At 66.2% G+C, this 23,105-nt stretch carries 20 protein-coding genes and 1 tRNA gene; 13 read left to right on the forward strand and 8 right to left on the reverse strand.

Annotation, left to right across the window (positions count from 1 at the left end):
• The 5 genes from B4I46_RS08065 to B4I46_RS08085 all read right to left on the reverse strand — a co-directional run.
• A partial coding sequence (locus B4I46_RS08065; RefSeq protein WP_286899519.1) for a DUF3618 domain-containing protein occupies positions 1-625 on the reverse strand: 625 nt, incomplete at its 3' end.
• On the reverse strand, positions 622-1,050 hold the full coding sequence (locus B4I46_RS08070) for a phage holin family protein (RefSeq protein WP_080922937.1): 429 nt from the start codon (positions 1,048-1,050) through the stop codon (positions 622-624). The genes B4I46_RS08065 and B4I46_RS08070, both read right to left, overlap by 4 nt.
• Positions 1,050-1,631: a hypothetical protein gene (locus B4I46_RS08075; RefSeq protein WP_286899522.1), complete on the reverse strand. Its 582-nt coding sequence runs from the start codon at positions 1,629-1,631 to the stop codon at positions 1,050-1,052. Before B4I46_RS08075 ends, B4I46_RS08070 begins: the two co-directional genes overlap by 1 nt.
• A gap of 185 nt (positions 1,632-1,816) precedes the next feature.
• Positions 1,817-2,290, reverse strand: a complete 474-nt coding sequence (locus B4I46_RS08080) for a hemerythrin domain-containing protein (RefSeq protein ID WP_043864060.1) — start codon at positions 2,288-2,290, stop codon at positions 1,817-1,819.
• A 225-nt stretch (positions 2,291-2,515) separates the two neighbouring features.
• The gene (locus B4I46_RS08085; protein ID WP_043864059.1) at positions 2,516-4,306 is read right to left on the reverse strand and encodes a thiamine pyrophosphate-requiring protein; all 1,791 of its coding nucleotides are present in this window, start codon (positions 4,304-4,306) and stop codon (positions 2,516-2,518) included.
• 176 nt (positions 4,307-4,482) lie between these two features.
• On the opposite strand from B4I46_RS08085, the gene B4I46_RS08090 reads away from it, so the two are divergent.
• Together B4I46_RS08090 and B4I46_RS08095 are read left to right on the forward strand one after the other, a co-directional pair.
• Positions 4,483-5,523 (forward strand): GlxA family transcriptional regulator, encoded by a 1,041-nt coding sequence (locus tag B4I46_RS08090; protein ID WP_229590272.1) that lies wholly within the window; start codon positions 4,483-4,485, stop codon positions 5,521-5,523.
• 123 nt (positions 5,524-5,646) lie between these two features.
• Positions 5,647-5,721 (forward strand) — tRNA-Gln (locus tag B4I46_RS08095).
• A gap of 155 nt (positions 5,722-5,876) precedes the next feature.
• Here B4I46_RS08095 and B4I46_RS08100 read toward each other — a convergent pair.
• Together B4I46_RS08100 and B4I46_RS08105 are read right to left on the reverse strand one after the other, a co-directional pair.
• Positions 5,877-7,106: a DUF3422 domain-containing protein gene (locus B4I46_RS08100; protein WP_088514421.1), complete on the reverse strand. Its 1,230-nt coding sequence runs from the start codon at positions 7,104-7,106 to the stop codon at positions 5,877-5,879.
• Positions 7,107-7,111: 5 nt separating this feature from the next.
• Positions 7,112-7,714: a TetR/AcrR family transcriptional regulator gene (locus B4I46_RS08105; protein ID WP_054914335.1), complete on the reverse strand. Its 603-nt coding sequence runs from the start codon at positions 7,712-7,714 to the stop codon at positions 7,112-7,114.
• A 97-nt stretch (positions 7,715-7,811) separates the two neighbouring features.
• Between B4I46_RS08105 and B4I46_RS08110 the strand changes: the two genes are divergently transcribed.
• The 9 genes from B4I46_RS08110 (at position 7,812) to B4I46_RS08150 (ending at position 19,752) form a co-directional block, all read left to right on the forward strand.
• Positions 7,812-8,561: an SDR family NAD(P)-dependent oxidoreductase gene (locus B4I46_RS08110; protein WP_043864056.1), complete on the forward strand. Its 750-nt coding sequence runs from the start codon at positions 7,812-7,814 to the stop codon at positions 8,559-8,561.
• On the forward strand, positions 8,554-9,312 hold the full coding sequence (locus B4I46_RS08115) for an SDR family oxidoreductase (protein WP_282362399.1): 759 nt from the start codon (positions 8,554-8,556) through the stop codon (positions 9,310-9,312). The genes B4I46_RS08110 and B4I46_RS08115 overlap by 8 nt, the downstream gene beginning before the upstream one ends.
• Before the next feature lie 160 nt (positions 9,313-9,472).
• Positions 9,473-11,548: a hydantoinase/oxoprolinase family protein gene (locus B4I46_RS08120; RefSeq protein WP_054914337.1), complete on the forward strand. Its 2,076-nt coding sequence runs from the start codon at positions 9,473-9,475 to the stop codon at positions 11,546-11,548.
• A gap of 40 nt (positions 11,549-11,588) precedes the next feature.
• A complete protein-coding gene (locus B4I46_RS08125; protein ID WP_236171901.1) occupies positions 11,589-13,241 on the forward strand; it encodes a hydantoinase B/oxoprolinase family protein in 1,653 nt (550 codons plus the stop codon).
• Between the two features lie 3 nt (positions 13,242-13,244).
• Positions 13,245-14,447, forward strand: a complete 1,203-nt coding sequence (locus B4I46_RS08130) for an aminotransferase class I/II-fold pyridoxal phosphate-dependent enzyme (RefSeq protein ID WP_043864052.1) — start codon at positions 13,245-13,247, stop codon at positions 14,445-14,447.
• A 33-nt stretch (positions 14,448-14,480) separates the two neighbouring features.
• The gene (locus tag B4I46_RS08135) at positions 14,481-15,293 is read left to right on the forward strand and encodes an NAD-dependent epimerase/dehydratase family protein (RefSeq protein ID WP_286899537.1); all 813 of its coding nucleotides are present in this window, start codon (positions 14,481-14,483) and stop codon (positions 15,291-15,293) included.
• A gap of 33 nt (positions 15,294-15,326) precedes the next feature.
• The gene (locus B4I46_RS08140) at positions 15,327-16,523 is read left to right on the forward strand and encodes an NAD(P)/FAD-dependent oxidoreductase (protein WP_286899539.1); all 1,197 of its coding nucleotides are present in this window, start codon (positions 15,327-15,329) and stop codon (positions 16,521-16,523) included.
• 27 nt (positions 16,524-16,550) lie between these two features.
• Entirely contained in the window at positions 16,551-18,236 is a 1,686-nt protein-coding gene (locus B4I46_RS08145; RefSeq protein WP_286899540.1) for a thiamine pyrophosphate-binding protein, read from the forward strand.
• A gap of 64 nt (positions 18,237-18,300) precedes the next feature.
• Positions 18,301-19,752, forward strand: coding sequence for an NAD-dependent succinate-semialdehyde dehydrogenase (locus B4I46_RS08150; RefSeq protein WP_043864048.1), 1,452 nt, complete (start codon positions 18,301-18,303; stop codon positions 19,750-19,752).
• Positions 19,753-19,779: 27 nt separating this feature from the next.
• On the opposite strand, the gene B4I46_RS08155 is transcribed toward B4I46_RS08150, so the two are convergent.
• Positions 19,780-20,505, reverse strand: coding sequence for a FadR/GntR family transcriptional regulator (locus B4I46_RS08155; RefSeq protein WP_286899542.1), 726 nt, complete (start codon positions 20,503-20,505; stop codon positions 19,780-19,782).
• Positions 20,506-20,868: 363 nt separating this feature from the next.
• On the opposite strand from B4I46_RS08155, the gene B4I46_RS08160 reads away from it, so the two are divergent.
• A complete protein-coding gene (locus tag B4I46_RS08160) occupies positions 20,869-22,017 on the forward strand; it encodes a branched-chain amino acid ABC transporter substrate-binding protein (protein ID WP_078481146.1) in 1,149 nt (382 codons plus the stop codon).
• 143 nt (positions 22,018-22,160) lie between these two features.
• A complete protein-coding gene (locus tag B4I46_RS08165; protein WP_043864046.1) occupies positions 22,161-23,099 on the forward strand; it encodes a branched-chain amino acid ABC transporter permease in 939 nt (312 codons plus the stop codon).
• Positions 23,100-23,105 lie beyond the last annotated feature (6 nt).

Below are 23,105 nucleotides of genomic sequence, written 5' to 3' on the forward strand. Positions count from 1 at the left end.
CCATCAGTTCGTCCTCCTTGCGCGTGCCGGGCAATGCCGCGCCCAGGGCCGCGCCGAGGGCGATGCCGATCGCGGCCAGCACCAGCGGCTGGTCCTTGAGCAGGTGGTCGAACTGGCCCTTGAGCTGCGCGGCCTGGGCCTGCACCCGGTCGCTGGCGTGGTGCGCGGCCTGGCGCACCTTGTCGGCCGAGCTGCCCAGGCTGTCGCCGGCGTCGCGCGCCTTGTCGTGGGCCACGTCCGAGGCGTGGTGCAGGTGCTCGCCGGCCTGGGCCATGGCGCCCTTGATGCCGCTGGCAGCGTCGCCCAGCGTGTCGGCCAGGCCGCTGCCGCCAAAGGTCGGCGAGCCGGGTGAGAAGGGGCGGTTCTGGTTCAGCACCAGCCACGCCAGGCCCACGCCGGTGAGCACGGTGGGCACCGGGTTGTGCTTCAGTGTGGTGCCCAGGTTCTGGAAGAACTCGCCGCCGTTGCCCTTGAAGTACGCCATGCCCTGGTCGATCAGCTGGCCGGGGGTGAGGCGGTGTTCCAGCGAGTCCACCAGGTGGCTGATGCTGGCGCGCTTGGCGTCGATCTCCTGCTCCAGGGTTTCCGGGCTCTTGTGCGATTCGGCTTCGAATGAGGTGCTCATGAGACTTTCCTCTTCAGTGCGTCCTTGTCCTGTTGCAGAGCATGCAGGGTGCGGTCAGGGGTGAGGTTGGACGGGTCGAACTGCTTCTTGCCGGCCTGCAGCATCACGAAGCCGATGACCAGGGTCACCGCGCCCACGATCAGCGCCGCCAGCCAGGGCGCGACCACGTAGGCCAGGCCGTACACCGCCGCCATCAGCAGGATGATCAGGCCCGCCAGCAGCACCATGGCGCCGCCGGCCACGGCGGCTGTACCGGCCTTGAGGGTGGTCAGGCTGCGTTGCAGTTCGGCCTTGGCCAGTGCCAGCTCCTTGGTGAACAGCTCGGGCACTTCACGGGTGAGCTGGCGCAGCAGGCTGCCGATGCTGGTGTTGTCGTGCTCGCCCGGTGGCGCGGGGGGCAGGGTATCGAGTGGGTCGCGTTCCATCACACACCTCCCTTGAAGCTGTCCTGGGTGTTGGGGCCATCGGCCAGGGTGCGGCCCAGCGGGTCGGCGGGCACGGGGTTGTCGCGCAGCGGCGGTACCGAGCTCTGGTAGGGCGTGCTGGCGCCGTAGGCCTGCGTGGGGGTGCCCGACGCGGTCGGGTGGCTGCTGCTGGCGCGCAGGAAGCGCGACAGGCCAAAGCCGATGGCGACGCTGCCGGCCAGGAACAGCGTGGGGTTGTCGCGGGCCAGTTGCGCGCCCTTGTGCACCATGTCCTCGATGCTGTTGTCGCGGACCTGGTCGGCAAAATCGCCCAGCCCGCTGGCCAGTTGCGCCATGTACTGGGCCAGCCCGAGGGAATCCTTGCCTTCAAGGGCCGAGGCTGCCGACTGGGCGCCTTCGACCAGCGAGTCGAGCTGTTCGGCGGCCAGGTCGCGATACTGCTCGTACTGTCTGGCGCCGTGTTCCCTGGCGTCGTCGAGCAATGCCCCGGCGTCTTCGGCCAGGGTGTGCAGGTGTTCCTGCGGGGTGCCCTGGGGCGACTGCGAGGCGTCGCCGTGGGCCGACTGATCAGTCCCGTTCATTGTGGTTCTCCCTTACGTTCGGATAAACGCCGGGCACACTGCGCTGATTGCCAAGCACTGTTTTACGGACTCTCAGGCGGATGACGATGGACGTGGCGGCAGAGTTCAAGGCAAGTGACAGGTGACTGCCAAGGGCACGACCAAAGGTGGGACGGGCCCGCCCGGCGGCGGGCCTGGGGAAGGGATCAGTGGCTGGTGGTATTCTTGAGGGCCTTCATGTAGTTGGCCTTGAACGCCTGCATCTGTTCGCCAAGGGCCTCGAGTTCGGCCTTTTTCAGCAGCTTGCGGGCCTGCGGGAACATCTCGGACTCTTCTTCCTCGATATGGTGCTCGAGCAGCTCCTTCACCACCTTCACGCGGCCGGTGAACTCCGGGGTCGACGGGTCGGTGGTCTTGAGGTCGGGTAGCACCAGGGAGTCGACGGTGCGGTGCTCTTCCTTGGCCTCGTAGTACATCACGTCCTGTTCCTTGCCGCCGGCCTGCTTGAACGCCGGGTAGAGGATCTGCTCCTCGATCTCGGTGTGCACGGTGATTTCCATCTCCAGTTCGGCAAGCAGCTGGGTGCGCGTCTTGACGCCGCGCTCGGTGGATGCGCTCAGTTTTGCCAACAGGGCCTTTACGCGCTTGTGATCGGCTTCGAGCAGTTCAATGGCATTCATGGTGATCTCCGGTGGCGGGTACGGTGGCGTGTTCGCCTCGGTAGTCGTTGCATCAACGATGCCAGCCTGCACCGCTGGAAAAACCTCGTTGAATCAACGGCGTCGCCAGCGCATGGGCAGCGTCAGGCTTGCAAATTGCCCGAAACGGCCACCGGATCATGCAGTTTGGATGAAGGCACACTGCCCACGCCCACGCCGCCTCAGCGAAGTGGCGTGGGCATGCAATCAGCGCTTGCGCTTGGGCAGCACCGCGCTGAGCACCTGCTTGGCGGTCTGGGTGATCACGCCGGCTTCGTCGGGGTCGCCCTTGAGCAGGGTGGTGGCGAAGTTCTTCGCCTGTTGCACGGTGATGTGCGGCGGCAGGGGCGCCACGTTGGGGTCGGTCTTGAACTCGATCAGCACCGGGCAGTCGCTGGCCAGGGCCTGCTCCCAGGCGGCGGCAACGTCTTCTTCACGCTCGACGAAAATGCCCTTGAGCCCGATGGAGATGGCAAACAGGTGGTAGGGCACGTCGGGAATGTTCTGCGACGCCTCGAACTTGGGGTCGCCCTCCATTACCCGCTGCTCCCAGGTGACCTGGTTGAGGTCCTCGTTGTTGAACACCGCGCAGATCCAGTTCGGGGTCTGCCACTGACGCCAGTACTTGGCCACGGTGATCAGCTCGGCCATGTTGTTCATCTGCATGGCGCCGTCGCCCACCAGCGCGATCACCGGGCGCTCGGGGTGGGCGAACTTGGCCGCGATGGCGTAGGGCACGGCCGCACCCATCGAGGCCAGGCCGCCGGACAGCGAGCACTGCATGCCGCGGCGGATCTTCAGGTCGCGGGCGTACCAGTTGGCGCACGAACCCGAGTCGCTGGTGATGATGGCCTGGTCGGGCAGCCGCGGGGACAGCTCGTGCACCACCCGCTGCGGGTTGATCGGGTTGGCGCTGACCAGTGCGCGTTTTTCCAGGGTCTTGTCCCAGCGGGCGCGCCAGCCTTCGACCTTCTTGCGCCAGCTGCGGCTGGTCTTGCTGTCGAGCAGCGGCAGCAGGGCGCTCAGGGTTTCGGCCGCATCGCCCACCAGGTTGACCTCCATCGGGTAGCGCAGGCTGAGCATGTCGGGCTGGATATCGATCTGCACCGCGCGGGCCTGGCCCTCCTTGGGCAGAAACTCGGCGTAGGGGAAGCCCGAGCCGATCATCAGCAGGGTGTCGCACTCCTGCATCAGCTTGTAGCTGGGCTCGGTGCCGAGCAGGCCGATGGCGCCGGTGACCCAGGGCAGTTCGTCGGGCAGGGCGGCCTTGCCCAGCAGCGCCTTGGCCACGCCGGCGCCGAGTTTTTCGGCCACGGCGATGACCTCGTCGGTGGCGTTCAGCGCGCCCGCACCGACCAGCACGGCGACCTTCCTGCCCGCATTGAGGATGTCGGCGGCGCGCTGCAGGTCGGCCTCGTAGGGCACCACCCTGGGCTTGCTGTAGCCGACGCCCGAATGCAGGGTGCCGTGGGCGCGGGCGGGTTCTTTATAGGGCAGGTCCTGCAGGTCGTTGGGCAGGATCACCGCCGTGACGCGGCGCTCGCCCACCGCCGTGCGCACGGCACGGTCGATCAGGTGGCGTACCTGGGAGGGTTCGGAGGCCTGCTGCACGAAGGCGCCGGCCACGTCCTTGAACATCGACAACAGGTCCAGTTCCTGCTGGTAATGGCCGCCCAGCGCGGTGCGGGCCTGCTGGCCGACGATGGCGAGTACCGGCATGTGGTCCATGCGCGCATCGTAGAGACCGGTGAGCAGGTGCGAGGCGCCGGGGCCGGAGGTGGCGATGCATACCCCCAGCTCGCCGGTGAACTTGGCATGGGCTGCGGCCATGAACGCGGCCATTTCCTCGTGCCGCGCCTGGATGAATTCGATCTTGCCCCGGGCCCGGTCGAGCGCGCCGAACACGCCGTTGATGCCATCGCCAGGGTAGCCGTAGATACGTCGCACGCCCCATTGATACAGCCGCTCAACCAGGAAGTCGCCCACTGTCGTCGTCATTCGATCCCTCACGTTTACAAGTGATAGTCAGAGGTCTGGACCGGGGGCGCGCGCAGAAAGTTTCAACTGTCGAGTGTGGCGACGACTATCGCGGCGGGGGCATTTGAAGGCATATTGCCGTGCCACCCGGCGTGCTCTGCACGCTTTACCAGAACAACCAGAAGAGGCAGAACGTGGTGCAACGGCGGCAGTTCAGCGGTGCCCTGCAGGGCTCGAACCTGCGTTTTGTAGGCGGGCAGGGTCACGGCAGCGGGCCCCGGGCGCGGGTGGGCTTTGTGCTGCTCGAACATTTTTCGTTGCCGGCCTTCACCCAGGCGCTCGATACCCTGGTCACCGCCAACCTGATCCAGGCCGATGCCTTCGCCACCACCACCTTCAGCCTTGACGGTGCCTCGGTGGTCAGCGACCTGGGGCTGGTGATCTGCCCGGATGCGCCGCTGGGGCTGAAGACGCTCGAAGGCCTGGACCTGCTGGTGGTGTGCGGTGGCCTGCGCACCGTGCTGCGCCCGCTGCCGGAGCTGGCCCTGTTGCTGCAACGGGCTGCGCAGGCGGGGGTGGCGTTGGCGGGGCTGTGGAATGGTGCCTGGTTTCTGGCCCAGGCCGGCCTGCTCGATGGCTACCAGTGTGCGGTGCACCCGGAGAACCGTGCGGCGCTGGCCGAGCTGGCCAGGCATAGCCAGGTGACAGGGGAGAGCTACACGGTGGACCGAGACCGCCTGACGGCGGGCAGCCCGGCGGGGGCGTTCAACATGGTGCTGGAATGGATCGGCCAGCGTCATGGGCGTGGCCTGGTGGATGCCGTGGTCGATATCCTGGCCTACGAGGCCTCGCGCTTTCGCCGGGTGCAGCCGACCGTGCACCAGAACATGAGTGCGCCGCTGCGCGAGGCGATCAAGCTGATGGGGGCCAACCTTGAAGAGCCGCTGAGCCAGGTGCAGTTGGCGCAGTATGTGGGGTTGTCCCGGCGTCAGATCGAGCGGCTGTTCCAGTCGCAGTTGGGGACCACGCCGGTCCGTTACTACCTGGAGTTGCGCATTACCGAGAGTCGCCGGTTGTTGCAGCACTCGGACCTGGCGTTGATCGATGTGGCCCTGGCGTGCGGCTTTGTTTCGCCCAGCCATTTCAGCAAGTGCTACACCTCTTTTTATGGGTACGGCCCGTCGAAGGAGACGCGATTTGGCTGCGTGAATGGGCCGCAAAAGCCGGATATGCCGTAAGCCATGCGGTAACCACCTGTTTTTTCTTTATTTTTTAGCGTGGGGGCTTCCCTGGCGAAGCGAAAGTTGGTACATTTCCGCTCATTCCTGCCGAGGCCTTTCATGGGCTTCCAGTTGCATCACAGGGGCGTCGCCAAGCGGTAAGGCAGCAGGTTTTGATCCTGCCATGCGTTGGTTCGAATCCAGCCGCCCCTGCCATTTTTTCTCGTATCAACCTTCCCCAACTATCAAAAGCTGCTTGATTGCGGTCGGCTTCCGTTCGTGTTGCGTTTCGCTGCCGGGCCAGCGGCGCCAAGGCATGCAGGCCATGGCGCTCGGTTTAAGCAATGCAGGTTCAAGCGCTGGCCGCAGGGCTAGTGATCGTTGTGCTTGACCTTGCGCACCCGCACCAGAATCAACCCCAGCACGCCGATGGCCAGCGGCGCCATGCCCAGCAGTGCGTCCCGTGCGCTGACCTGCAGCCCCATCACCGTCAGGCCTGAATAGATCAGCTTGAACAGGTTGAGCAGGTAGTAGGTGATGGCGATGATCGACAACCCTTCCACTGCGCGCTGGATCTTGATCTGGGTGTCGGCGCGGGTGCTCAGGCTCTTGAGGATCTCCGCGTTCTGCTCCTCCATTTCCACCTGCACCCGTGCCTGCAGCAGGTCGCCCAGGTTGGCCACGCTCTTGGCCAGCTGGTCCAGGCGCTGTTCGGTCACGGCGCAGTAGCGCACCGTGGGCTTGAAGCGCCGTTCGATGAAGATACCCAACCGCTGGCAATCGCCCAGGTGGCTTTCGCGCAGCTCGCCCAGGCGCTCGAACACCAGTTGCGCATAGGCCTGGGTGGCGCTGAAGCGGTGGCGGGTCTTCGCGGCGCTGCGCACCATCTGCGCCGACAGCCCGGCAATGTCGCCCAGCAGTGCCTTGGCGTTGCCCGGCTGCGGGTCGGCGTTGCGCTCGGACAGGCTCACCAGGGTTCTGTCGTAGGCATTGAGCTCCACGCTCAGGGCCTTGGCGGTGTCCAGCGACAGCGAGGCCATCATGCGGTAGGTCTCGATCTCCAGCAGGCGCCGGATCATGCGGCCCTGGCGGTAGGCATTGAGGCGCCTGTTGACGAACAGGAAGCGGTTGGTGCCGTCCTCGCCCAGGCGAAAATCGCTCCATACCCGCGCATCGCCCCCGCCAATGCACGAGCCGCACGGGTCCTTGAAACCGTAGCGCGACAGCTCGCCGGCAAATGCCGCGTCGTTGTGCACCATGATCTGCACGGCATTGATCAGGTACGGCAAAAAGGCATCGACCCTGTCCATCAGCAGCGCGGGCAGGGGCTGCCAGTCCGGCGTCTGCTCGGTGGTGGTGACCACCAGGGTGAGGGTGACGAACTCGGCGTGCCGTTCCCATTTCAGGGCGTGGCCTTGCAGTCGGGTGATGCCCTGCACGGCGCCGGGGCTCACCGGCTCCGGGCAGCACTGCTGCAGTAGCGCCTCGCAACGTGCGTCGTCGCTGAGAAAGGCCAGGTGGTAGACGTGGGCGGGCTCGTCGAAGTACAGCGAGGGGCGGGCGTGCAGCTCGTTGTGCAAGGTCTTGCGCTGTGGGTGCATGTAGATCAGGCCATGTTGGAATTGTTCTTGGCGCTTTCGATGATGCCCGTGACGAAGGTGATCAGGGCCTGGGTCAGGCCCTGTTCGCTGACCTGCACCCCGCGCCACTGCGCGTGCCCGTACAGCATGCCGATGACGGCATGGGTGACGAGGCCGATCGCGCCTCCCTGGCGCCCGTCGCGTGCACACTCGCTAGCAATGATGCCGCTCAGGATCGACGCATGGCTGCGGTTGAGCGCGTCGATCTGCAACTGCTGTTCGTGGGACAGGTTGACGTACTCGCGAGTCACCAATTGCACGCGATGGGCGTGCGCCAGGTTGAACCGCACAAACGCCTGGACGAAGCGCTGCAGGCGTTCTTCGGGGGTTCTGGCGCCTTTCATGCAGCGTTTTGTGTCGAACACCAGGTCGGCCAGGGTCGACTCGATCAGCTCGAACAACAGGCACTGCTTGTTCTCGATGTGGTGGTACAGCGAGCCGGCACGCAGGCCCAGATGGCTGGCCAGGTCGCGCAGGCCGATGGCCTGGTAGCCGCGGGTGGCGAACAGTTCGGTGGCCGCGTCGAGCAGGCGGTCCCGGGGCGAGCAGGCAGTAGCGGCAGCGGGCATGGCGCAGTCCTGTATGGGCATCGAGCGGGGCAAATTCGGTTTGACCAAATGTAAGACAACAGGCATCTTACGTAAAGACTAATGCGCGGAGGTGGTTATGGAAGGTCAGACGGTCGTAATCGTTGGCGGGGCTTCGGGTTTGGGCCTGGAGACCGCCAGGTTGATGGTCAAGCGTGGGGCACGAAAAATCGGCTTGATCGATCGCAATGAGCAGTTGATGGCCGAGGCGGCAAGCACCTTGCGCGCCCTGGATTGCGAGGTGGCCACGGCGGCGGCGGACATTTCGCGCCAGGCCAGCGCCCATGCAGCCTTCGGGCAGGTCGTCGAGGCACTGGGGCGGGTGCACTGCCTGGTCAACAGCGCGGCGATCTACCCGCGCCAGGACATCTTCGAGATCACCGACGAAGAGTGGGACCTGGAAAACGCGGTCAACATCAAGGGCACCTACCACATGATGGTCGCCGCCGTGCGCCACATGCAGGGCTTCGTCGCGGCGCCGCAGGTGACCGGGCGCATCGTCAACGTGACCTCGGTGGACGCCTTCAAGGCGCACCCGCAGAACGCCCACTATGCCGCCACCAAGGCGGCGGTGGTGAGCCTGACCAAATCCTTCGCCCAGGCCTGTGCCAAGGACCAGATCCTGGTCAACTCGGTGGCGCCGGCCGGCTTTGCCACCGAGCGCGCCCGCCAGCTGGGTTTTCTCGGCGAGCTGGCCGCCGCCAACCCGCTGGGCCGCGCGGCGGAACCTGCAGAGATCGCCGAATGGATCGTGATGATGGGCAGCAGCCGCAACAGCTATGCCACGGGTGAGAACGTGATTGTCAGCGGGGGTTACATCTATGCCTGAAGCAGCCGCATTACCGGCGTCCTACCGATGTGCACTGGTGACCGGTGCCACCAGCGGCATCGGCAAGGCCATCGTGCTGGCCCTGCGCGATGCCGGCCTGCAGGTGATTGCCGTGGGCCGCAGCCGTGAGGCGCTGCAGGCGTTGGGCCAGGAGCAGGGCGTGGTGACGGTGGAGGCCGACGTGCGCCAGGCCGACGCCTTTGCCCAGGTGCTGAGCCAGTACCCGGTGGACGTGCTGGTCAACAATGCCGGGGTGCTGTCGAGCCGAGCCGCGTTCCAGGACATGGACCCGGCCGAGATCGACACCATGCTCGACATCAACCTCAAGGCGCCCCTGCACCTGACCCGTCAGGTGCTGCCGGGCATGGTGCAGCGCGGCCATGGCCACCTGTTCTTCATCGGCTCGAGTGCCGGGCGTGCGCCGCACCCCGGGGCGGCGGTGTATGGTTCGTCGAAGGCCGGCATCAGCCTGTTCTGCGACGCGCTGCGCTGCGACCTGCTGGGCAGCGGGGTGCGGGTGACCGAAATCGCCCCGGGTCGCGTGCAGACCCAGCTGTACCGCACTGCCATGGGCATGCAGGCCGCGGGCAGCGAGCTGTATGACGGCTACGCCTCGATCATGCCCGAGGACATCGCCCATCTGCTGCTGGCGGCCTTGCGCCTGCCCGAGCAGGTGGACGTTTCGCGTCTGGAGGTGTTCCCCACGGCCCAGGCCGTGGGCGGCGCGCGGATGGTCAAGACGCTCGGCTGAGGCAGGCGGTGCCGGTGCGCACGGCGCATCGGCACGCCAGCCCGGGCGAGGGTGGAAAAGCGTGGTGTTAGTGCTTGACCACCTGTAAGACAACATATAACTTACATTAAGCCCGCCAACCAGTCGGGTGTGACAAGCACAAGAATTCAGGGGAACGACGATGACTGCTACAGCATGCCGAGTCGGCGTGGACATAGGTGGGACCTTTACGGATATCGCGCTGGATGTCGGCGGGGTGTTGCACTCGACCAAGATTCTGACGGACTACGCATTGCCCGAGCGTGCGATCCTCACGGGTGTGCAGGCGGTCGTCGACGCGGCAGGCCTGAAGCTGTCGGATATCGAGCAACTGATCCACGGCACCACCCTGGCCACCAATGCCCTGATCGAGCGCCGCGGCGCGCGCACTGCGTTCATCACCACCGAAGGTTTTCGCGACACGCTGGAGATGCGCACCGAAAACCGTTTCGAGCAGTACGACATCAACATTGCGCTGCCACCGCCGCTGATCGAGCGCGAGCACCGCTACACCCTGCGCGAGCGCCTGGACGTACGCGGCAACGTGCTGATCGCCCCGCAACAGGCCGATATCGACGCGCTGGTGCAGCGCATCGGCGAGGGCGACTACCAGAGCGTGGCCATCGGCCTGATCCACAGCTACATCAATGGTGCCCACGAGCGCCTGTTGCGCGACGCCCTGCAGGCGCGCCTGCCACACCTGTCGATTTCGATCTCCAGCGAAGTCTCGCCGCAGATGCGCGAGTTCGAACGCTTCAACACCGTGTGCGCCAACGCCTACGTCAAACCCCTGATCAAGTCGTACCTGGACCGCCTGGTGATCACCCTCAAGGCCGCCGGCGCCGATTGCCCGGTGTTCATGATCCATTCCGGCGGCGGCATCATCTCGGTGCAGAGCGCCGCCGAGTTTCCGGTGCGCCTGGTGGAGTCGGGCCCGGCGGGCGGGGCGATCTTCGCCGCCGACATTGCGCGCAAATACGCGCTCGACGCGGTGGTGTCGTTCGACATGGGCGGCACCACGGCCAAGATCTGCCTGATCGAGAACCAGGTGCCCAAGACCGCCAAGACCTTCGAAGTGGCGCGCACCTACCGCTTCAAGAAGGGCAGCGGCATGCCGATTTCCATCCCGGTGGTGGAGATGGTCGAGATCGGCGCCGGCGGCGGTTCCATCGCCAGCATCGACAGCATGCGCCAGATTCGTGTGGGCCCGCACAGCGCGGCGTCCGAGCCGGGCCCGGCCTGCTATGACCGCGGTGGCCTTGAGCCGACCATCACCGATGCCAACCTGCTGCTGGGCCGCCTGGATGCCGACAATTTCGCCGGCGGCGCGCTGCGCCTGTCGGTCGACAATGCCGCCAGCGCGGTGGACCGGGTGATCGGCCAGCCGCTGGGCATGGACCCGCGCACCGCCGCCTTCGGCATCTGCGAAGTGGTCGACGAGAACATGGCCAACGCCGGCCGGGTGCACGCGGTGGAGAGCGGCAAGGACATTGCCGACTACACCATGATCACCTTTGGTGGCGGTGGCCCGCTGCACGCTGCGCGTCTGTGCGAAAAGATGGGTGTGTCGCGCTTTCTGGTGCCGGCCGGCGCCGGGGTAGGGTCGGCCATCGGTTTTCTGCGTGCGCCGTTCGGCTATGAAGCGGTACGCAGCGCCTTCGTGCGCCTGGCCGAGTTCGAGGCGGGGCAGGTCAATGCACTGATCGACGACATGAAGGCCGAGGCCCTGGGCTTCCTGCGCCAGGGCATGCCCGAGGGCGAGCCGGAGATGGAGTGCACCGCGTTCATGCGCTACGTCGGCCAGGGCTGGGAGATCCCCGTGAGCCTGCCGTTCAAGGCTTTCAGCAACAGCGACACGGCGCAGTTCAAGACGCTGTTCGAGGCGGCCTACACGGTGTTCTTCGGCCGCCCGATCGAAGGCCCGGACGTGGAGATCGTCAGCTGGTCGGTCAAGGCCAGTTCGCCCTTGCCGCCCGTGGCGCTGGCCAGCCAGGTCAAGGCCTCGCACCGCGCCCACGAAGTGGCGCGTCGCCAGGTGTTCGACGTGGTCGCCGGCGGTTTCGTCGATGCCGGCATCTACCAGCGCGAAGCGCTGCAGGCCGGTGCGCGCATCGATGGCCCGGCGATCATCGCCGAGCGCGAAACCTCGACCTTCGTGTCGTCCTCGTTCACCGCCACGGTCCAGCCCGACGGCTGCCTGCTGGTCGTCCGGCGCTAAGCCGCATTCGTTTGGAAGGCGATAACCCATGAGCGAAACAATGATCGATATTCAAATGCAGGTGATGTGGAACCGCCTGGTGTCGGTGGTCGAAGAACAGGCCCTGACCCTGATTCGCACCGCGTTCTCCACCAGCGTGCGCGAAGCCGGCGACCTCTCGGCCGGGGTGTTCGACCGCGCCGGCAACATGCTGGCCCAGGCCGTTACCGGCACCCCCGGCCACGTCAACACCATGGCCGAGGCGGTGGTGCACTTCATCAACGACATCGGCCCGGACAACATCTTCGAAGGCGACGTGTACGTCACCAACGACCCGTGGAAGGGCACCGGGCACCTGCACGACATCACCATCGTCTCGCCCTCTTTCTACAAGGGCCGGCTGATCGGCTACTTCGCCAGTACCGCCCACGTGGTGGACATCGGCGGGCGCGGTTTCGGCCCTGATGCCCGCGAGGTGTACGAGGAAGGCCTGTTCATCCCGATCATGAAGCTGTTCGAGCGCGGCCAGGTGAACCGCGACCTGATCAACATCCTGCGCAACAACGTGCGCGAGAACGACCGCGTGGTCGGCGACTTCTACGCACTGTCGGCCTGCAACGAGACCGGGCACAAACGCCTGCTGAGCATGCTCGACGAGTTTGCCCTGGACGACCTGGAGCACATCGGCGGGTTCATCCTGGAGCACAGCCGCCGCGCCACCCTGGAATGCTTCAAGTCGCTGCCCCATGGCACCTACCACAACAGCATGACCCTGGACGGCTACGACGTGCCGGTGACGCTGGCGGTGACCCTGACGGTGGGCCCGGACGGCATTCTCACCGACTTCAGCGGCACCTCGGGCATGAGCCAGTTCGGCATCAACGTGCCGCTGGGCTACGCCAAGGCCTATGCCTGCTACGGGCTCAAGTGCATCGTGGCGCCGGAGATCCCCAACAACAGCGCCTCGCTGGAGCCTTTTGCGGTCACTGCGCCCGAGGGCTGCATTCTCAATGCCAAGCACCCGGCGCCGGTATCGGTACGCCATGTACTGGGCCACTTCGTGCCCGACCTGGTGCTGGGTGCGCTGCACAAGTGCCTGCCCGGCCAGGTGCCGGCCGAGGGCGCCAGCGCACTGTGGAACCTGCACCTGAGCGTGCGCCCGCTGGACAGCAACCCGACCGGGCGCAACGCCGAGATGCTGATGTTCAACAGCGGCGGCATGGGCGCGCGCTCCGGCATGGACGGCCTGAGCGCCACCGCGTTCCCCAGCGGCGTGCACACCATGCCGGTGGAAGCCACCGAACAGGCCGGCCCGGTGGTGGTGTGGCGCAAGGAACTGCGCGAAGGCTCCGGCGGTGCCGGCCTGCTGCGCGGCGGCCTGGGCCAGGAAATCGAGGTGTCGGCCGCCGAAGGCTACAGCTTCCGCTTCAGCGCCATGTTCGACCGCATCCAGTACCCGGCGCGTGGGCTCGAGGGGGGCAAGGAGGGGGCCCAGGGCTACGTGGGCCTGGACGACGGCACCCTGCTGCGCGGCAAGGGCCAGCAGTTCGTGCCGGCCGATCGGCGCCTGGTGCTGCGCCTGCCGGGTGGCGGCGGTTACGGCGACCCGCGCCAGCGGCCACGCCACGAGGTGGCGCGCGACCTGCGCTTTGGCTACATCAGTGCCAGCCAGGCACGCGACGACTACGCCTTCGAACCCGGCCAGGAGGGCTGACCTATGGACTTTCAGAGTGCCCGTGTGCGGGCGGTGAAAAGCTCGCCGAGCATGGCGGTATCGGTGCTGGCCAAGCAGATGCTGGCCAAGGGCGAGCCGGTGATCAACCTGAGCCTGGGCGAACCGGACTTCAACACCCCGGCCCACGTGATCGAGGCCGCGCACCAGGCGATGCTCGAGGGCAACAACCACTACACCGCGCCCAATGGCCTGGAGGTGCTGCGCCAGGCCATCGTCGACAAGTTCGAGCGGGAAAACGGCCTGCGCTACGCACTGGACGAAATCTGCGTGGGCAATGGCGCCAAGCAGCTGCTGTTCAATGCGTTTCTCGCCACCCTGGAGCAGGGCGATGAAGTGCTCACGCCAGCGCCGTACTGGGTGTCGTACACCGACATGGCGATGCTCAACGGCGGCGTGCCGAAGGTGGTGCCGTGCGGCGCCGAACACGGCTTCAAGCTGGATGCCGCGCGCCTTGAGGCCGCCATCACCCCGCGTACCCGCTGGCTGATGCTGAACTCGCCGAACAACCCCTGCGGGGCGATCTACAGCCGTGAAGAGTTCGCGGCCCTGGGCGCCGTGCTGGAGCGCCACCCCCGGGTGCTGGTGATCTCGGACGAGATCTACGAGCACATCGTGCTGGGCAGGCAGCCGTTCGTGTCGTTCGTCAGCGCCTGCCCGCACCTGCGCGAGCGCACCCTGCTGATCAACGGCGTGTCCAAGGCCTACGCCATGACCGGCTACCGCCTGGGCTATGCGGCCGGGCCACGCGAGCTGATCGTGGCAATGAACAAGACCCAGTCGCAGACCACCACCTGCCCGTCGACCATTTCGCAACTGGCGGCTGCTGCGGCGCTCAACGGCCCGCAGGATTTCGTGCGCCAGGCCAATCGCGAGTACCAGGCCCGAGGGGCGCTGGTGGTCGAGGGCCTGGCGGCCATCGAGGGGCTGAGCCTGCAGATGCCCGAGGGCGCGTTCTATGCCTTCCCGCAATGCGCCGCGTTCATCGGCAGGCGCACGCCGGACGGGCAGGTGATCGAAACCGACGCCGACCTTGCCAGCTACCTGCTGCGGGTGGGCAAGGTGGCCACGGTGCCGGGCTCGGCCTTTGGCCTCGAACCCTACATTCGCCTGTCGTTCGCCACCTCGCGCCAGGAGCTGGAGCAGGCCCTGGGGCAGCTGCGCGATGCGTTCGCGGCGCTGGCCTAGTAACGACAAACCGACTTTCACGAGGTTTCAAGCATGAGCAAGCCGTTCAAACGTTTGTTGATCACCGGTGCAGCCGGCCGCCTGGGCAGCGTGTTGCGCAAGCACATGCAGGCCTTTGCCGACGAGCTGCGCCTGACCGATATCGCCGACATGGGCAGCGCCGCGCCGCACGAAGAACTGGTGCGCTGCGACCTGAGCAACCTGGCCGATGTGCTGCCGCTGGCCGAGGGCGTGGATGCCATCATCCATGCCGGCGGCGTGCCGGTGGAGGACACCTTCGCGGCGATCCTCAACGGCAACATCGTGGGCACCTACAACATCTATGAAGCGGCGCGCCAGCATGGCGTCAAGCGCGTGATCTACACCAGCTCCAACCACGCCATCGGCTTCTATGACCGCACCGAAACCATCGACGCCAGCGCAGCGCACCGCCCCGACAGCCTGTACGGGGTGAGCAAGTGCTTTGCCGAGGACCTGGGCCGCTACTACTGGGACAAGTTCGCCATCGAGTCGGTGAACCTGCGCATCGGCTCCTCGTTCCCCGAGCCGCTGGACCGGCGCATGCTCGCCACCTGGCTGTCGTTCGCCGACTTCGCGCAGCTGTGCGAGCGCTCGCTGCTGGCGCCACGGGTCGGCCACATGATCGTGTACGGCATGTCCGACAACCGCGAAACCCTGTGGGACAACCGCCTGGCGTCCTCCCTCGGCTACGTGCCCAGGGACAGCGCCGACGACTACCGCGAGAAGGTCCTGGCCGAGCACCCGCCGCTGGACCCGAACGAGCCGGCGGCGCGCTACCACGGCGGCAACTTCGCCGGCGCCGGCCACTTCGAAGACCCGAAATGACCTTTTCCGAGCACTTTTGAAGAGACCCCAGCCATGGCTTCGACAGCAACAAAGCAGCATTACGATGTGGTGATCGTCGGCGGTGCGGTGAATGGCAGCGCCACCGCGTACTTTCTGGCCAGCAACCCGGACTTCACCGGCTCGGTGCTGGTGGTGGAGCGCGACTGGACCTATGCCCAATCGGCCACGGCGTTGTCCAGCAGCTCTATCCGGGTGCAGTTCTCCAACCCGATCAACATCCAGATCTCGCGCTTTGGCGCGCAGTTCATCCGCGACTTCCCCGAACTGATGGCGGTCAATGGCGACAGGCCCGACCTGGCCTTCAAGGAGAACGGCTACCTGTTCCTGGCCGACCAGAAAGGCTTCGACGTGCTCAAGCGTCTGCACCAGACCCAGCTGGACAACGGTGCCGACGTCACGTTGCTGGACACCGAGGCGCTGATCCGCCGCTTCCCGTGGGTCAACCCCGACAGCCTGGCCGGCGGCACCTATGGCGAGAGGGACGAGGGATGGTTCGACAACTACGGGATCATGAACGGCTTTCGCAAAAAGGCCCGCAGCCTGGGCGTGGAGTATGTCGAGAACGAAGTGGTCCAGGTGCTGCGCGAGGGTGATGTGATCACCGGTGTGCGCCTGGGCGATGGCCAGTTGATCGGCTGTGGCCAGCTGGTCAACACCGCCGGCACCCGTGGACGCCAGGTGGCGCGCCTGGCCGGGCTGGACATTCCGGTGGAGGCGCGGCGCCGTTCGCTGTTCGTGTTCGACTGCCATACCCCGCTGCCCGGCACCGTGCCGCTGACCATCGACCCCACCGGGGTGTTCTTCCGCCCCGAAGGCCACCTGTACCTGGGCGGCACCTACCCACGCCACGACCCGGAGGTGGATTTCAGCGACTTCGACGTGATGCACGACGAGTTCGAGGAAGAGGTGTGGCCGGTGCTGGCCGAGCGTGTGCCGGCGTTCGAGGCGATCAAGGTGGTCAACTCCTGGGCCGGGCACTACGACTTCTGCGTGCTCGACCACAACGCCATCGTCGGCCCCCATGACCAGGTGCGCAACTTCCTGTTCTGCAACGGTTTCAGTGGCCACGGCCTGCAGCAGGCACCGGCCATCGGCCGCGGCCTGAGCGAGCTGATCATCTACGGGGGCTACCGCACCCTGGACCTGAGTGCCCTGAGTTATCAACGGGTGATCGAGAACCGTCCTTTCCTGGAAGACTCGGTCATCTGACCGCGCCGCCTGATGGAGAACAACAAGATGAACACTGACAACAACGGGCTGCGCACGGGCGGGCAGGTGCTGGTCGATGCCTTGCGCATCAATGGCGTGGAACGCGCGTTCTGCGTGCCCGGCGAGAGCTACCTGGCGGTGCTCGATGCCTTGCACGATGCCAGGGACGACATCGAGCTGATCGTGTGCCGCCAGGAGGGCGGCGCCGCCTACATGGCCGAAGCCTACGGCAAGCTCACCGGCAAGCCGGGTATCTGCTTCGTCACCCGCGGGCCGGGGGCGACCAATGCCTCGGTCGGCGTGCACACCGCCTTCCAGGACTCCACGCCGATGATCCTGTTCATCGGCCAGGTGGCCCGCGACCAGGTGGAGCGCGAAGCCTTCCAGGAGATCGACTACCGCCGCATGTTCGGCCAGATGGCCAAGTGGGTGGTGGAGGTCGACGATGCCGCGCGCCTGCCCGAGCTGCTCAGCCAGGCGTTCCACCGCGCCACCAACGGCCGCCCCGGCCCGGTGGTGGTGGCCCTGCCCGAAGACATGCTGACGGATCGGGTGGCAGTGGCCGATGCCGGCCCGGCCCGGCGGATCGAGGCGGCGGCGGCACCTGCCGACCTGCAGCGCCTGCAGGCTCTGCTGGGCGAGGCACAGCGCCCGTTGGTGGTGCTGGGCGGTGGCGGCTGGACCGCCGAGGCGGTGGCCGATGCGCGGCGCTTCATCCAGGCCCAGAACCTGCCTGTGGCGGCTTCGTTCCGCTGCCAGGACCTGTTCGACAACACCTTGCCCCAGTACGCCGGCGACCTGGGCCTTGCCGCCGGCCCCGAGCTGGTGGAGGCGGTGAAAAGCAGTGACCTGCTGCTGGTGATCGGTGCACGCCTGGGCGAGATGAGCACCGGCGGCTATGCCCTGGTGGACATTCCGGTGCCCAGACAGGCGCTGGTGCACATTCACCCCGGCATCGAGGAACTGGGCCGGGTGTACCAGCCGACCCTGGCGATCAACGCCGGCATGCCGACCATCGCCGCGCAACTGGCGGCGCTGGCGCCGGTCAAGCCACAGGCATTCGCCGAGTGGGTACAGCGCCTGAACAGCGGCTACCGGGCCAACTTCGAATGCCCGCGTTCGCCCGGTGCGGTGCAGATGAGCGAGGTGATCGCCTGGCTCAACCAGCACCTGGCCGCCGACAGCATCATCACCTGCGGTGCCGGCAACTACACCGGCTGGGTGCACCGCGGCTACCAGCACCAGGCGTTTCGCACCTTGCTGGGGCCCACCAACGGCTCGATGGGCTATGGCGTGCCGGCGGCGATTGCGGCCAAGCTCACCGCGCCGCAGCGCAGCGTGGTGGCGTTCGCCGGTGATGGCTGCTTTCTGATGAACGGCCAGGAGCTGGCCACTGCCGCGCACTATGACGCCCGGGTCATCGTGGTGGTGGTGAACAACGGCATGTACGGCACCATCCGCATGCACCAGGAGCGCAGCTACCCGGGGCGGGTGTCGGGTACCGACCTGCACAACCCCGACTTCGCCGCGCTGGCACGGGCCTATGGCCTGCATGCCGAAACGGTGAGCGCCACCGAGCAGTTCGCGGGTGCGTTCGAGCGTTGCGAGGCGTCGGGCAAGCCGGCGCTGATCGAGGTGCAGATCGACCCCGAGGCGCTGACCCCGCGCATGACCCTCAGCCAGATCCGCGAAAAGGCCCTGGCGTCGCGTTGACCCTCCAGGCGGGGGCAGGGTCTGCCTCCCGCCGTTTCCTTCATTCCCCTGCGAGCCCATCAGCATGAACCTTGCCGATCCTGATCTGCTGCGTGAACGTTGCTATATCGATGGAACCTGGGTGGGCGCCGACAGCGCCCGCAGCATTGACGTGACCAACCCGGCCACCGGCCAACGCCTGGGTGGCGTGCCGCGCATGGGCGCCGACGAAACCCGCCGCGCCGTGCTCGCCGCCCAGGCGGCGCTGCCGGCCTGGCGCGCCCTCACCGCCAAGGAACGCGCCAGCCGCTTGCAGGCGTGGTTTCGCGAAATTCTCCTGCACCAGGAAGACCTGGCGCGCATCATGACCGCCGAGCAGGGCAAGCCCCTGGCCGAGGCCCGTGGCGAGATCGCCTTCGCCGCAGCCTATGTGGAGTTCTATGCCGAGGAGGGCAAGCGCCTGTATGGCGACGTGATCCCCTCGCCGCAGGCCGACCGGCGCCTGCTGGTGACCAAGGAGCCGATTGGCGTGTGCGCGGCGATCACGCCGTGGAACTTCCCGGCGGCGATGATCACGCGCAAGGCCGCCCCGGCCCTGGCGGCCGGGTGCACGCTGGTGCTCAAGCCCGCCTCGCAGACCCCGTTCAGCGCCCTGGCGCTGTGCGTGCTGGCCGAACGCGCCGGCATACCGCGTGGCGTGCTCAACGTGGTGACCGGCGACTCGGCCGCCATCGGTGGCGAACTGACCGCCAACCCGGTGGTGCGCAAGCTGTCGTTCACCGGCTCTACGCCCATCGGCATCCAGTTGCTGCAGCAAAGCGCGGCCACGGTGAAGAAGGTGACCCTGGAGCTGGGCGGCAACGCACCCTTCATCGTGTTCGACGACGCGGACCTTGAGGCGGCGGTGGAGGGCGCACTGGTGGCCAAGTTCCGCAACAGCGGGCAGACCTGCGTGTGCGCCAATCGCTTCTACATCCAGGACGGCATCTACGAGCGCTTTGTCGAGCGTTTTGCCCAGCGGGTCGGCGAGCTGGTGGTGGGCGAGGGCAGCCAGGCCGGCACCACCGTCGGCCCGCTGATCGATGCCAAGGCCGTGGCCGGGGTCGAGGCGATGGTGAGCGACGCACTGGAAGGCGGCGCGCGACTGGTCGCCGGTGGCCGGCGCCACCCCCTTGGCGAGGCGTTCTACCAGCCCACCGTGCTGGCCGAGGTGACACCGGACATGCGCGTGGCCCGCGAGGAGATTTTCGGGCCGGTGGCGCCGCTGTTTCGCTTTCACAGCGAAGAACAGGTCATCGCCCAGGCCAATGCCACCGAGTTCGGCCTGGCCTGCTACCTGTATGCACGGGATGTGGGGCGGATCTGGCGGGTCTCGGAGGCCCTGGAGTACGGCATGGTCGGCGTCAATGTCGGCGTGCTGGCCACCGAGGTCGCACCGTTTGGCGGTGTGAAGTCATCGGGGCTGGGGCGCGAAGGCTCGCGCTACGGGATCGAGGATTACCTCGAGATCAAGTACGTGTGCCTGGGCCTGGGCTGACCCGCGAGGGCAGGGCGACAGCGCCGCTCAGTCGCCGCTGTCGACCAGGCGCTGGTAACGCGACAGGCTTTCTTCCAGGTGCTTGCGCACCGCCGAACGGGCGGCGTTGACGTCGCCCATGCTGATGGCCGAGAGAATCGCGCCGTGTTCGCGGCCGATCTTCTTGATGTGCGCCAGGCGGTTCTTGCCGGTGGACTGGCCGTGCTTGAGGTTGAGGTCGAAGATGATGTCCGGGCCCAGGGCTTCGAGCAGCTGCGGGAAGTGCGGGTTGTTGGTGGCGCGGGCAATCGCCAGGTGGAACTCGAAGTCGGCACGGGCCTCTTCCTCGAGGTTGGAGCCATCCAGCGCGTTGAAGCGGTCGAAGGCCTCGGTGATCTGCGCCACGCTGCTGGGGCTGCGGCGCTCGGCGGCACGCGCGACCGACTCGGTCTCGATGCCCAGGCGCAGTTCCAGCACGTGGGCGGCGGCGCGCACGTCATCGACTGCGGTGCTCAGGGCAAAGCCCAGGCGCTTGACGTCCTGCTCGACCACGAACACGCCTACACCCTGGCGGGCGATCAGCCGACCGCCCAAACGCAACGAGGCCACGGCCTCGCGAATCACAGGGCGGCTGACGCCGAATTCCTTGCACAGCTCCTGTTCGGACGGAAGCTTCTGCCCCGGCCCGTATGTGCCATTGTCGATCCGGTTGGACAGCTCGTGGATCACTGTCTCCGCCAGATTGGCCCTGCGCGTTCCAAACGACGCATTCATAGTTGTGTAGCTCCTGAAACTGATGTGCTCATCACGATGGATTGAATGGTTGAACAGGTTGGCGCATCCGTCAAACGCGATCTGCGTCGATTTCACCCGACCCGCTAAAAACCCGAAGTAGCGGCGAAAATGTAGCCATATGTTATCAAACAACTGACTTGTTATGGTGCAAGCGCCTGATTCTACTGCAATCCCATGCCTCGTTAAGGTGCATGGATCAAGGCGTGCGTGGCTTTTGTCAGCATTTTCATTTTCCTCAAGCATACACCCATTGACAGTTGCCTGCTGACTGTTATCTTACAAGTGCGCCGGCGAGGTTGGCCAGGCGTGTGCAGTTCGTCCAATGATTACTGGGAGCTGAGAATGAATAAGAACAACCGGGGTTTGACCGCCCTTGCTGCACTGATGGCAACACTGATGGGGGCTGGCACGGCGAACGCGGCGGACACCCAGCTGGTACGGATCGGCTTCGCCGGCCCGCTGACCGGGCCCTCTGCACACCAGGGGCTGGATGTGGAACATGGCGTGAGCATCGCCATCGAAGAGGCCAACCAGCAGCAGTTGAAGCTGGGCGACAAGGTGGCCCAGTTCAAGCTGGTGTCCGAGGACGATGTGGCCGACCCGCGTACCGGTACCGCCGTGGCGCAACGCCTGGTGGATTCGAAGGTGGCGGTGGTGATCGGGCACTACAACTCGGGCACCAGCATCCCGGCCTCGAAGATCTACGCCGATGCCGGCATCCCGCAGATCTCGCCGTCGGCGACCAACCCGGCGCTGACCCGCCAGGGCATCAAGACCGTGTTTCGCGTGGTCAACGACGACGCCACCCTCGGCCGCTATGCCGGCAACTACCTGGTCAAGACCCTGCAGGCCCAGCGCATCGCGATCTTCGACGACCGCACCGCCTACGGCCAGGGCCTGGCCGACGAAGTGACCAAGGCGGTCAAGGCCGCTGGTGGCAACGTGGTGGTACGCGAATACACCAACGACAAGTCCACCGACTTCAATGCCATCCTCACCACCGCCAAGTCGCAGAAGGTCGATGCGGTGTTCTTCGCCGCCCTCGACTACCAGGCCGCCCCCATGGCCAAGCAGATGAAGAACCTGGGCCTGAAGGCCAGGTTCATGAACATCGGCAACCTGCCCAACGACGAGTTCAAGAAGATGGCCGGCAGCGCCGCCGAGGGCGTGTACGCCTGGAACTACGGCACCCCGTTGCTGGAGATGCCCAAGGGCGCGGCGTTCGAGCAGAAGCTCAAGGCCAAGTTCGGCACGGGTGTGGTGCAGTCCTCGCCTGCGGCGTACGACGCCACCTGGGCGGCGATCACCGCCATGGTCAAGGCGCAGTCGGCCGACCCTGCCGTGTACCTGCCGGTACTCAAGAGCGAAAGCTACGAGGGCGTCACCGGCACCATCGCATTCGATGAATTCGGCAACCTGAAAAGCCCGGCCGCCACGGTGTTCCAGTTTGCCGACGGCGGCTGGAAAACCCTCTCGGTCGAGCGCGACTGAGCCGTTGCTCTACCTCGAATAACAAGCGGGCCGCCCGGCTCGCAACAATAAGAAGCGTTCATTTCTGACCTGCCAGGCATGCCGCCGCGTCGCTGTTGCCAGCGCACGCGGTGAGCGACAACGCAGTTTTGAGGATTCAGCTCGTGGAAGGCAATTTCGATATCTTGTTGCAGCAGGTCCTCAACGGCCTGGTGCTGGGCAGCATCTATGCCCTGGTAGCCCTGGGCTACACCATGGTCTACGGCATCATCGGCCTGATCAACTTCGCCCACGGCGAGGTGGTGATGGTGGGCGCCATGGTGACCATCTCGGTGCTGAGCATGCTCGCGGGCATGGGCTTTGCGCCCGGCATCCTGACCCTGCTGCTGGCGATCATGGTGGCGGCGGCGGTGTGCATGCTGATGGCCCAGGGCATGGAGAAGTTCGCCTACCGGCCCTTGCGCAAGGCCCCGCGCCTGACCCCGCTGATCCTCGCGATCGGCATCTCGATCGCCTTGCAGAACCTGGCGATGATGATCTGGGGGCGTGGCTACAAGACCTTCCCCGAAGTGGTCGAAACCCGCCCGATCGAGGTGTTCGGCGCCACCGTCACCAACGTGCAGATGAGCATCATGATCATCTCGGTGGTGATCATGCTGGGGCTGTGGCTGCTGGTCGACAAGACCCGCCTGGGCAAGGCCATGCGCGCCACCGCGCAGAACCAGGAAGTGGCCGGGCTGATGGGTATCAACATCAACCGGGTGATTTCCGCGACCTTCCTGATCGGTGCCGGGCTTGGCGCCATCGCCGGGGTGATGCGCGCGGTCAACTACGGCCAGGCCGACGCCTACATGGGCCTGCTGCTGGGGCTCAAGGCCTTCTCGGCGGCGGTGCTGGGCGGTATCGGCAACCTGTTCGGGGCCATGGCCGGCGGGCTGCTGCTGGGCCTGATCGAGTCGCTGGCCGCCGGCTACACCGGCCACCTCACCGGGGGCTTCCTGGGCGCCAACTACCAGGACATCTTCGCGTTCGCCGTGCTCATTCTGGTGCTGCTGTTCCGACCCAACGGCCTGATGGGCGAACGCCAGGCCGACCGGGCCTAGGAGGCA

This window comes from Pseudomonas sp. UBA7500 (assembly GCF_002478435.1).
GTDB lineage: Bacteria > Pseudomonadota > Gammaproteobacteria > Pseudomonadales > Pseudomonadaceae > Aquipseudomonas > Aquipseudomonas palmensis.

What these genes read in the sequence shown, in the direction of transcription:
- B4I46_RS08080 (WP_043864060.1), bottom strand. Translation starts at nt 2,290, where the DNA reads ATGAATGCCATTGAACTGCTCGAAGCCGATCACAAGCGCGTAAAGGCC.
- B4I46_RS08155 (WP_286899542.1), bottom strand. Translation starts at nt 20,505, where the DNA reads ATGAATGCGTCGTTTGGAACGCGCAGGGCCAATCTGGCGGAGACAGTG.
- B4I46_RS08100 (WP_088514421.1), bottom strand. Translation starts at nt 7,106, where the DNA reads ATGCACCCACAGCGCAAGACCTTGCACAACGAGCTGCACGCCCGCCCC.
- B4I46_RS08125 (WP_236171901.1), top strand. Translation starts at nt 11,589, where the DNA reads ATGATCGATATTCAAATGCAGGTGATGTGGAACCGCCTGGTGTCGGTG.
- B4I46_RS08115 (WP_282362399.1), top strand. Translation starts at nt 8,554, where the DNA reads ATGCCTGAAGCAGCCGCATTACCGGCGTCCTACCGATGTGCACTGGTG.
- B4I46_RS08085 (WP_043864059.1), bottom strand. Translation starts at nt 4,306, where the DNA reads ATGACGACGACAGTGGGCGACTTCCTGGTTGAGCGGCTGTATCAATGG.
- B4I46_RS08160 (WP_078481146.1), top strand. Translation starts at nt 20,869, where the DNA reads ATGAATAAGAACAACCGGGGTTTGACCGCCCTTGCTGCACTGATGGCA.
- B4I46_RS08145 (WP_286899540.1), top strand. Translation starts at nt 16,551, where the DNA reads ATGAACACTGACAACAACGGGCTGCGCACGGGCGGGCAGGTGCTGGTC.
- B4I46_RS08135 (WP_286899537.1), top strand. Translation starts at nt 14,481, where the DNA reads ATGAGCAAGCCGTTCAAACGTTTGTTGATCACCGGTGCAGCCGGCCGC.
- B4I46_RS08140 (WP_286899539.1), top strand. Translation starts at nt 15,327, where the DNA reads ATGGCTTCGACAGCAACAAAGCAGCATTACGATGTGGTGATCGTCGGC.
- B4I46_RS08105 (WP_054914335.1), bottom strand. Translation starts at nt 7,714, where the DNA reads ATGCCCGCTGCCGCTACTGCCTGCTCGCCCCGGGACCGCCTGCTCGAC.
- B4I46_RS08110 (WP_043864056.1), top strand. Translation starts at nt 7,812, where the DNA reads ATGGAAGGTCAGACGGTCGTAATCGTTGGCGGGGCTTCGGGTTTGGGC.
- B4I46_RS08120 (WP_054914337.1), top strand. Translation starts at nt 9,473, where the DNA reads ATGACTGCTACAGCATGCCGAGTCGGCGTGGACATAGGTGGGACCTTT.
- B4I46_RS08075 (WP_286899522.1), bottom strand. Translation starts at nt 1,631, where the DNA reads ATGAACGGGACTGATCAGTCGGCCCACGGCGACGCCTCGCAGTCGCCC.
- B4I46_RS08150 (WP_043864048.1), top strand. Translation starts at nt 18,301, where the DNA reads ATGAACCTTGCCGATCCTGATCTGCTGCGTGAACGTTGCTATATCGAT.
- B4I46_RS08070 (WP_080922937.1), bottom strand. Translation starts at nt 1,050, where the DNA reads ATGGAACGCGACCCACTCGATACCCTGCCCCCCGCGCCACCGGGCGAG.
- B4I46_RS08130 (WP_043864052.1), top strand. Translation starts at nt 13,245, where the DNA reads ATGGACTTTCAGAGTGCCCGTGTGCGGGCGGTGAAAAGCTCGCCGAGC.